At 41.8% G+C, this 9,235-nt stretch carries 10 protein-coding genes; 4 read left to right on the forward strand and 6 right to left on the reverse strand.

Annotated features, from left to right (window positions below; translation table 11 throughout):
- Positions 1 to 194: 194 nt before the first annotated feature.
- The 3 genes from Q0791_RS23490 (at position 195) to Q0791_RS23500 (ending at position 1,308) form a co-directional block, all read left to right on the forward strand.
- Positions 195 to 374 carry a hypothetical protein gene (locus Q0791_RS23490; protein ID WP_299011686.1) on the forward strand — a complete coding sequence of 60 codons (180 nt, stop codon included), beginning with the start codon at positions 195 to 197 and terminating at the stop codon, positions 372 to 374.
- A 33-nt stretch (positions 375 to 407) separates the two neighbouring features.
- On the forward strand, positions 408 to 689 hold the full coding sequence (locus Q0791_RS23495; protein ID WP_299011687.1) for a hypothetical protein: 282 nt from the start codon (positions 408 to 410) through the stop codon (positions 687 to 689).
- A gap of 121 nt (positions 690 to 810) precedes the next feature.
- Positions 811 to 1,308: a hypothetical protein gene (locus tag Q0791_RS23500; protein WP_299011689.1), complete on the forward strand. Its 498-nt coding sequence runs from the start codon at positions 811 to 813 to the stop codon at positions 1,306 to 1,308.
- On the opposite strand, the gene Q0791_RS23505 is transcribed toward Q0791_RS23500, so the two are convergent.
- The 6 genes from Q0791_RS23505 to argC form a co-directional block, all read right to left on the reverse strand.
- Positions 1,309 to 1,740, reverse strand: coding sequence for a DUF4345 domain-containing protein (locus Q0791_RS23505; RefSeq protein WP_299011691.1), 432 nt, complete (start codon positions 1,738 to 1,740; stop codon positions 1,309 to 1,311).
- A gap of 445 nt (positions 1,741 to 2,185) precedes the next feature.
- Positions 2,186 to 3,547, reverse strand: a complete 1,362-nt coding sequence (gene argH / locus Q0791_RS23510) for an argininosuccinate lyase (protein WP_299011693.1) — start codon at positions 3,545 to 3,547, stop codon at positions 2,186 to 2,188.
- A 74-nt stretch (positions 3,548 to 3,621) separates the two neighbouring features.
- Entirely contained in the window at positions 3,622 to 4,845 is a 1,224-nt protein-coding gene (locus tag Q0791_RS23515) for an argininosuccinate synthase (protein WP_299011695.1), read from the reverse strand.
- 30 nt (positions 4,846 to 4,875) lie between these two features.
- Positions 4,876 to 5,787 carry an ornithine carbamoyltransferase gene (locus Q0791_RS23520; protein ID WP_299011697.1) on the reverse strand — a complete coding sequence of 304 codons (912 nt, stop codon included), beginning with the start codon at positions 5,785 to 5,787 and terminating at the stop codon, positions 4,876 to 4,878.
- A 29-nt stretch (positions 5,788 to 5,816) separates the two neighbouring features.
- A complete protein-coding gene (gene argB / locus Q0791_RS23525; protein ID WP_299011698.1) occupies positions 5,817 to 6,602 on the reverse strand; it encodes an acetylglutamate kinase in 786 nt (261 codons plus the stop codon).
- Between the two features lie 47 nt (positions 6,603 to 6,649).
- Complete coding sequence (gene argC, locus Q0791_RS23530) at positions 6,650 to 7,630, reverse strand: N-acetyl-gamma-glutamyl-phosphate reductase (RefSeq protein ID WP_299011699.1); 981 nt, start codon at positions 7,628 to 7,630, stop codon at positions 6,650 to 6,652.
- A gap of 269 nt (positions 7,631 to 7,899) precedes the next feature.
- Here argC and argE point away from each other — a divergent pair, with 269 nt between their 5' ends.
- Positions 7,900 to 9,051 (forward strand): acetylornithine deacetylase, encoded by a 1,152-nt coding sequence (gene argE, locus Q0791_RS23535; RefSeq protein WP_299011700.1) that lies wholly within the window; start codon positions 7,900 to 7,902, stop codon positions 9,049 to 9,051.
- The last annotated feature ends 184 nt before the right edge of the window (positions 9,052 to 9,235 follow it).

The raw sequence follows: 9,235 nt of genomic DNA on the forward strand, positions 1-9,235 counted from the left end.
ATTAGTAGAAAGCACAACACAGATAGGGGCAAAAATAGCGCTATTAAGCGGCGCTGCTTATCCCGAGTTCAGGTTAAATAAACTCATCCCAATAAACGGTCATCGGCACATCAATATTTGTGCTGATGATCAGAATACTGAATAAAAAATTGACTACACTGAATAGACCTTTCTTTAATCTATTTGGTTTTACTATGCTATTGCAAAAATTAATGCTTTCCTTCTGTCTTTTAACCTGTTCATTCGCGGCGTTAAGCCAAGCTAATGACAAAAATGTGTCTGGCATTTGGGTGACTCAAGCCCCTATTCCTTACTTAGTTGAACATACTAATGCCCATCCATTTGGCGCTCCGGTCAATCACGGTAAACAGTAATTACTCAAACGAAAAATCACATTAGAATGGCAATTGATACAAGATAAAGATGGCCTAATCACAGGCACAAATAATTGGATAAGCTATGATGAAAATAATAAAAAGGTCATTGAAGGCAATGAATTTCTCATCGGATCGTACCAAGCACCTCGTATTATCCTGACAGAATTTGCCGATAATAGTGCCCATGTCACTTTCGATATCACTTTTAAAAACAACCAACTCATTGGAATCGCTTATAGTCAAACAGGCCCTAAAATGCTAGCCTTTCCTTTTAAGCTTATTCGAAAAAACAACAATAAAAAGAACAAGTAAGCTATTCCCAATATTTCAGTCAATATTGCAGTAATAATTAAATTTTTAACAATAAAGATTTTAACCTAAGTGCATTACTGCCAACTATAATTAAAATACTTTAATTCATCTGGAAACAAGCATGAGAAAAAGTATATTCATTTTAATCAAACATTGCAGCACACTCATATTTCCCTTTCTCGTCCTCATCGCTCCACTGACCCAAGCAGCCGAAGAGGACGTAACAGGCACTTGGTATACAACTAAAAAATTCAGCTATTTAGTCGATAAAACTGAGACTCAGCCCTTCGCAGCCCCCAATACCCGTGAACCCATTCCTTTTCATGAACGCTATATGACAGTCGAATGGAAACTCACTCAACGCCCTGATGGCATCATTACAGGAACAAGTAAATGGACATCATACGATAGTAACCAAAAAAAATTAATGAATGGTTCTGACATTCTATTAGGTGGCATTAATCATAACCATATTATTTTGTCAGAAACGTCCGATATTCATGCTCAATTAGTTTTTGATTTTCAATTGGATAACGCCAATAAAATGAGCGGCATTGGTTACAATATCATTGGCCCAAAAGAAGTCGCCATGCGATTTGAACTGATAAGGAAAAAATAGTTATTTATCTTCAGCCCCCTCTGAAAGCCGCTGCGCCTCTTCTGCGGCTTGCTCTTGTTTAAACCTTTTCAACACTAACATACCAACGAGTGCAAATAAGACTTCCAGACCCAAGTAAATATTCAATAGCCAATTTGCCATACCATCAATAAGCAAACTCATGGCCCTTCCCGCTGCCAACCCCCACATAAATACAATCAAACTGTATAATGCAGGTGAAGTGAGTCCTTTATTGGATGCACCCAGAATCCAAAAAATAATTAAGGCTAAATACAGCCCCATGATGGCACGAAAGATATGAATACTATTGATGGTATCCACTGGAAAACCATATAGCCAAGGAATACTGGTTTGCGGCGCCACACCGTATGACAGTGCAATAGGAAATACACCTATTACTGAGATAATTAAAAACACTTTAGCTTGAAACATACCATTAGCTCCCTTTTGTTAAGCGACTAGAATATAAAACTCCCTTTCATCCATTTATCACGTTTATCATTTTCTTAGGGGCTATTGCGCTTTGGTGATGATTTCTGCAGCAGTTTGGCGGGCATTTATACAAGGCAGAGCTTATGCTGTGTAGTTATTCTACATGAATAAGCGATAACGCTGTAAAAAGGCGCCACAAACGCTGTCCGTAGGATCCAGATAAACGTGTTTTACTTTTTGTTGTAGCCCTTTTTATTAAATAAAGGAGGCTTCCAAGACTAGACAGCACTCACTACACTTTAATTAAAACACGTATATACTGGACATAATTTGGCCACAAAAGTTCAACAGCTCCTAAATTATTTAGTTGCTAATTGCTAAATTAGCAACAAAAAGGCGCAGCTTTTAAAAAGCTGCGCCTTTCAATAAAAAAGAGGATCTGATTTTATTTTTTATTGGCTATTGCTTGGGTCACTTGCTCAATTGACGTACCGCCTAAGGCTTCACGCTTAGCTAAGCAAGACGCTATCGTTAAGCAGTCATACACATCATCGCTAATGATATCCGCAAAGCCTTGTAACTCGGCTAATGGAAAATCTTCTAAAGGTTGTTGTTTCGCAATGGCAGCCACCACGACTTCCCCCACTACATGGTGCGCCTCTCTAAAAGGCATACCTTTAGCCACTAAATAATCTGCCAGCTCAGTAGAATTGGCATAACCTTGCTGCGCAGCTTGAAGGGCTCTGTCACGATTAACGCTCAAGCCATTGAGCACTAATGCCGCCATTTCAAGACAAATTGACCAGGAATCCATGACATCAAATAGACCTTCTTTGTCTTCTTGCATGTCTTTATTATAAGCCAATGGTAAGGCTTTCATGGTGGTTAAAATACCCATTAAACTGCCATAAACACGGCCCGTCTTACCACGAATAAGCTCAAGCGCATCAGGGTTTTTCTTTTGCGGCATGAGTGAAGAACCTGAGGTCACTTGATCGTCTAATTCAATAAAGCCCGCTTCTCCACTATTAAAGAAAATCAAATCTTCCGCCATACGGCTTAAATGCATCATGCTGATGCTGGCATCACTACATATTTCAACCACGTGATCTCTGTCTGATACGGTATCGAGACTATTAAGGGTAGGAGAGGCAAAACCTAGGGCTGCAGCGAGTTTAACTCTATCCATGGGATAAGCCGTACCCGCTAACGCGCCAGATCCTAATGGACAAGTATCGGCACGCTTTAATGCATCTTTCAAACGGCTAATATCCCGTTCAAACATTTCCACATAAGCTAAACACCAATGACCAAATGTCACAGGCTGGGCTCGCTGTAAATGGGTATAGCCGGGCATCACGGCATCCAGCTCACGCTCTGCAAGCGCAATCAACTCAGCGCGTAATTGCGTTAACAAGCCCAGTAATCGCTGACCTTCTTTTTTACACCAAAGCTTAAGATCTGTTGCCACCTGATCATTACGTGAACGACCCGTGTGTAACTTTTTGCCTAAATCTCCCACTTTAGCAATCAATGCTTGCTCAACAAAGCTGTGAATGTCTTCAGCATTCGATTGAAGGATCAGCTCAGGCTTATCACCCACTTCCGCTAACAGTTCATTCAACGCTTGCTGTAGTTGCTCACATTCTTGTGAGGTGATCACACCAACTTGACAAATGGCGCTAGCCCAGGCAATCGAGCCAACAATATCTTGCTCAATTAATCGATAGTCCACAGGTAATGAATCATTAAACAGTTTAAACAACGCACTACTTTCTTGACTAAATCTTCCACCCCATAATGCCATGACAAGGCCCTCTACTAATTCTGTTTCGTTCACTGCGCAATAGCTTGAGTTTAAATAAACTCAAGCACACTGACCTATTTAGTTTGTAATGCTCTGATCCGACTTGATAAAGAATACAGACGAATAAAGCCTTCTGCGTCTTTTTGATCGTAAACATCATCTTCACCAAAGGTGGCAAACTCTTCAGAATAAAGGCTATTAGGCGAGCGCTTTTTCACCGCTTGAGCTTGGCCTTTATATAGCTTAATCACCACTTCACCATTGACTAATTTCGCCAATGATTCAGACGCCGCCAATAACGACTCACACAAAGGCGTAAACCAACGACCATCATAAACAAGGTGTGCCATTTGCGCGCCGACTTGCTCACGCCATTCACGACTGGTTTTATCCAACACTAACTCTTCAATGGCTCTCAACGCAGCAAACATTACAGTGCCACCGGGCGTTTCATAACAGCCACGTGACTTCATGCCCACTAATCGATTTTCGGTAATATCGATACGGCCCACGCCATGAGCACCCGCAATTTTATTTAACTTAATCAATGCGGCATAGGGACTTAACGCCTCATCATTCACTGTTGTGATCCGGCCTTGCTCAATTTTAAGTGAGACATATTCAGGCTCATTAGGCGCATCTTCTGGCGCCACCGTCATAGTCCAAACCCCTTTTGTGGGCTCATTCCAGGGATCTTCTAACTCACCCCCTTCATGAGAAATATGCCAAGCATTGGCATCACGGCTATAAATTTTTGTTGCCGATGCTGTGGTTTTAATATTCCGCTCGGCAAGATAAGCTAATAAGTCTTCACGGCTCACCATAGACCACTCACGCCAAGGAGCAATCACTTTTAAATCCGGAGCAAGCGCAGCAAAACAGCCTTCAAAGCGCACCTGATCATTACCTTTACCCGTACAACCATGACAGACCGCATCCGCACCCACTTTACGCGCCACTTCCACTTGTGCTTTGGCAATAATCGGTCTTGCCATTGATGTCCCTAACAAGTAAGTGCCTTCATAAATCGCACCTGTTGCTATGGTCGGATAAATATAATCAGCCACCAGCTCTTCTTTTAAATCCACGATGTGGCATTCAGAAGCTCCAGATGCTAGCGCTTTTTCAGTCAAGCCTTCGAGTTCTTCTTCTCCTTGGCCCACATCGGCACAAAATGCAACGATTTCACAATTATCATAGTTTTCTTTTAACCAAGGAATAATCGCTGAGGTATCAAGACCCCCCGAATAGGCTAATACCACTTTTTTAACACTAGGAGATTGGGTTTCTGTAGACATGTTCGTTCCTAAATTCTATCGGTTATTCAACTATTTATTTTTGAGCAAAGTCACTAACACCGCATTTTGCGCATGCATACGATTTTCAGCTTGCTGTAAAATCAATGAACCCTCGCCATCAACCACATTCGCGCTGGCTTCCACGCCACGATAAGCGGGCAAACAATGCATAAAGTATTGCGCTCCCGCTTTATCCATCATGGCTTGATTGACCTGATAAGGCTTAAATTTAGCCTCAATATCCGCCAAGTCAACATCATCACCCATTGAAATCCATGTATCAGTATAAATAGCATGGTGATCAGCAATATCCTCAACATTTGAAGTTAAAGTGAGGGTACCGCCATGTTGTTTGGCTAACGCTTGTGCTTCACACACCACTTGCCCATCAGGAAAGTGCCCAGGTGGACACATCACAGTTAAACTCGCCCCTAAAATGGCCGCTCCATACATCAAAGAATGGGCCACATTATTACCATCGCCCACATAAGCTAATTTAACCTGACTGATGTCATCAAACTTTTCTGATAATGTCAGAAAGTCCGCTAATCCCTGACAAGGATGATACAAATCCGATAAGGCATTAATCACAGGTACTGTGCCGTGTTCGGCTAAACATTCAATGGTTGAATGTGAAAAAGTTCTGGCCACAATGGCATCTGCCCAGCAAGAAATATTGCTCGCAAAATCTGATACTGGCTCCCGCTTTCCTAACGCTCCATTTTGTTGATCTAAATAAAGGCAATGTCCACCTAATTTATTAATGCCAATATCAAAACTCACACGGGTTCTCAGTGATGGCTTTTCAAATAACATCACCACACTTTTTCCCGCAAGCGCCTGATTATACTGAGCAGGCTTGGCTTTAATCTCTTTTGCCAAGGCAAGCAAGTCTAATAACTGCTTTTGGCTCAATTCTTTTATCGATAATAAATGCTTCATTATTTTCCCTTTGACTCAATTCCCAAGCCTTATGGTTGAATTTGCGTGCCAACTGACTCACCTTGACTTAATGCATTCAATTGCTCTGCATCTCGCCAAGACGCAATTTGCACTGCGCGCCCCATTGCTTGAGCCACTTCAAGGGCGGCTTCCACTTTCACTTTCATGCCCTTTTCAATCACACCTTGCTTAGTCAACTCAATAATGTCAGCTTCATTTAAGTGGGCAATTAATTGGCCCTTGCCATCAAGCACTCCGGAGACATCAGATAACAATACCAATTCGCCAGACACTAACTTTGCCAATACCGTCGCCGCTTGATCCGCATTGACATTTAATAACTGCCCATTTGCATTGGCTGCAATCGAGCTCACTATGGGCATCCAGCCTTGTGATAAAATAAAATCAAGATAAGTGGCATCCTTTGGTGTCACTTCTCCCACTAACCCTAAGCGCTCATCTTTAATATTTGCGTGCACTAAATTAGCGTCACTCAGGCTCATACCCACACAAGTCACGCCTGCTTTTATTGCTGCAGCCTGCAGAAGTTTATTGGAGGTTCCTGCAAGTGCTCCAACTATCACAGGCATTTGGGCTTCGGGTGTCACTCTAAGGCCATCGAGTTTTTCAGTGACCATACCATTGGCCGTGAGTTGTTCCTCAACTAAATAGCCTCCACCGTGCACCATGATTAAAGGTTGCCCATTGGCAATCATTCTGGCTGCCGTGTCCATTAAACGGGCCATTCCCATTTCACATTGCAATAATGCGCCGCCCACTTTAAGGACCATAGGCGTTTTTTTCACTGATTGCATTTCACTATTCCTGACTGACATAGGCGACTTCTCTTTCACTCATAACATTAAAGCTTATAATGAATCTTTATGCATTGTAGGGCCTGACTCGCCGCCCCTTTCATTAAGTTATCAATGGCACTGGACACCACAAGATAGTGGTTATTTGCATCAAACTTCCATCCAAGGTGGCAATTTGGCGTATGTACAACATCATCAATTTTAGGAAATTGATTTTGTTTTACAGTGACTAAAGGCGCACTGTCATAAACACTATAGGCTTTTTCGATATCCTCAATTTGCGTACCAGCCTTTAGCTCCACGGTAATGGTCGCTAAAATGCCGCGTTTGAAATTCCCTAGATGTGGCGTAAAAATCACTTCATGGCCTAAATGGGTGGCTATTTCAGGTTGATGACGATGCCCTAAAACACCATAAGGCGTTAAACTGACCTCACAAAAGCTGGTATGTAATTGTGCTTTACGGCCCGCCCCCGTCACGCCGCTCACCGCATTGATAACAGGCAGTGTTTGCGTCATTAGGTGCGCTAGAGGTTTCAATGCGGTCAATGATGCCGTTGGATAACAGCCAGGCACAGCAATCATCTTGGTTTGCTCAATTTGAGTGTGATTCCACTCCGCTAAACCGTAAACAGCTTGAACCAGCACTTCAGGGTATTCATGCTCAAAACCATACCACTTAGGGTATTGTGCAACATCACTGAAACGATAAGCACCACTTAAATCAAATACCGTTAAGCCTTGCTGATAAAACCATGCTGCGAGATGCAAGCTTACTTTATGATCAGTCGCCAACACCACAGCATCACATTCTGCTGTAATTTTATCTTTAGCATTCTCAGACAGAGGCTGTAACCGCTGCGCTATATGACTGTAATTAGGATAAAGCTCACCCAAAGGTTTATCTTTATCTAAACTGTTTTCAGAAACATACAAGCCTTGAAGAGACAAGGTCCCTTGCTCATGGATCAGTGCGGTGATTTGTGCACCGGTATAACCACTCGCACCGATAATAGCTATGCTTTTCATAATGAATGATTTCTCAAAATAACATGTAATAAAAAATGAGGTGGATGTCAGTTCAATAGACGCTTAATACACAGTCTAGGTAAAAAGATTATCGTCGAAACTGAAAGCCCAAACTGTAAAGGATAGACTCGGCACTGTACATTAAGTGAAATAGGGTTACTCTCATTTATAAGCCCACCAAATATGGTACTGATATTAGCTAAGTGCTAGACTAGCACAAACAGCTATTTATGCAATATATTTGAATATATATTTTTAAGAGATGAACTATGCTAACTTTACCTGACATTAAAACCACCTTTAGCCAGTTAATTGCCACGCCTTCTATCAGTGCACTGGAAGCCGAACTCGACATGAGTAATCAAAAAGTTATTGATTTACTTGGAAATTGGTTTTCTGATGCTGGATTCAAATGCCAAACACAGGCCGTGGCTGATTCTCGTGACAAACACAATTTTCTCGCGAAAATCGGTAAAGGAACCGGAGGTCTGCTACTTGCTGGCCATACGGATACTGTGCCCTTTGATGAAGGACGTTGGAGTCAGGATCCTTTTACGCTGACTGAGAAAAATGATCGTTGGTACGGACTCGGTACGTGTGACATGAAAGGTTTTTTTGCATTAGTCCTTGAAGCAATTAAAGACGTCCCTCTGAATAAATTAAAACGTCCCATTTATATTCTTGCCAGTGCCGATGAAGAGACAACAATGAATGGTGCAAAAGCCTTTGCCAAAGCAAAGTCCATTGCCCCTGACTATGCCATCATAGGAGAACCCACGAGTCTCAAACCCGTATATATGCACAAAGGCCACTTAACACAAGGAATAAGAATAACGGGAAGAAGTGGTCACTCATCGGATCCCAGTAAAGGCCTTAATGCAATAGAGATTATGCACTTAGTCATTGCTCAGCTATTAAAATTAAAACAATTTTTAAATGAAAATTTTCATGAACCCGCATTTAGCGTGCCTCACCCTACCATGAATTTTGGTCATGTTCATGGCGGAGATGCAGCCAATCGTATCTGTGGCTGCTGTGATTTACACATTGATCTTCGTCCAACACCTTGCGTATCGATAGAAGAACTTGAACAATTGGTCATTCAATACTTAGCGCCAGTTTGTGATCAATACCCAGGCGCAATAGACGTTGCGCCACTTTATCCCCCTTCAGAATCCTTTGCTGGAAAGCTTGATGATCCATGGACACAAATCGTTGCAAAGTTGTCAAACAATCAAGCAGAAGTTGTTAACTATGCAACAGAAGCCCCTTATATTAAACAGCTAGGCTGTCAAACATTAGTGCTAGGTCCAGGCAGTATTGACCAAGCGCACCAGCCAGATGAATATCTCGATGTCGCTTATATAAACCGCACAAAAGAACTCATTAAAAACCTTATATATCATGCATGTATAAAGTAAACCTCCATCTATCCAGATTAAGAAATTAAGCAAGAATTCTTAATCTGGCATTCTTTATAATCAAGAGTAATATTAATCGATATTGATAATAAAAAGGGCCCGTTATACTAATGCCGATCATTTAACGATTTATTGATCGGTTGACTGATCGTTTAAATGCGTCAAAATCCGAGTCCTATCTCTA

It is taken from the genome of uncultured Shewanella sp. (genome assembly GCF_947495455.1).
Taxonomy (GTDB): domain Bacteria; phylum Pseudomonadota; class Gammaproteobacteria; order Enterobacterales; family Shewanellaceae; genus Shewanella.

What these genes read in the sequence shown, in the direction of transcription:
- argH (WP_299011693.1), bottom strand. Translation starts at nt 3,547, where the DNA reads ATGGCATTATGGGGTGGAAGATTTAGTCAAGAAAGTAGTGCGTTGTTT.
- Q0791_RS23520 (WP_299011697.1), bottom strand. Translation starts at nt 5,787, where the DNA reads ATGAAGCATTTATTATCGATAAAAGAATTGAGCCAAAAGCAGTTATTA.
- argB (WP_299011698.1), bottom strand. Translation starts at nt 6,602, where the DNA reads ATGCAATCAGTGAAAAAAACGCCTATGGTCCTTAAAGTGGGCGGCGCA.
- argE (WP_299011700.1), top strand. Translation starts at nt 7,900, where the DNA reads ATGCTAACTTTACCTGACATTAAAACCACCTTTAGCCAGTTAATTGCC.
- Q0791_RS23515 (WP_299011695.1), bottom strand. Translation starts at nt 4,845, where the DNA reads ATGTCTACAGAAACCCAATCTCCTAGTGTTAAAAAAGTGGTATTAGCC.
- Q0791_RS23490 (WP_299011686.1), top strand. Translation starts at nt 195, where the DNA reads ATGCTATTGCAAAAATTAATGCTTTCCTTCTGTCTTTTAACCTGTTCA.
- argC (WP_299011699.1), bottom strand. Translation starts at nt 7,630, where the DNA reads ATGAAAAGCATAGCTATTATCGGTGCGAGTGGTTATACCGGTGCACAA.
- Q0791_RS23500 (WP_299011689.1), top strand. Translation starts at nt 811, where the DNA reads ATGAGAAAAAGTATATTCATTTTAATCAAACATTGCAGCACACTCATA.
- Q0791_RS23505 (WP_299011691.1), bottom strand. Translation starts at nt 1,740, where the DNA reads ATGTTTCAAGCTAAAGTGTTTTTAATTATCTCAGTAATAGGTGTATTT.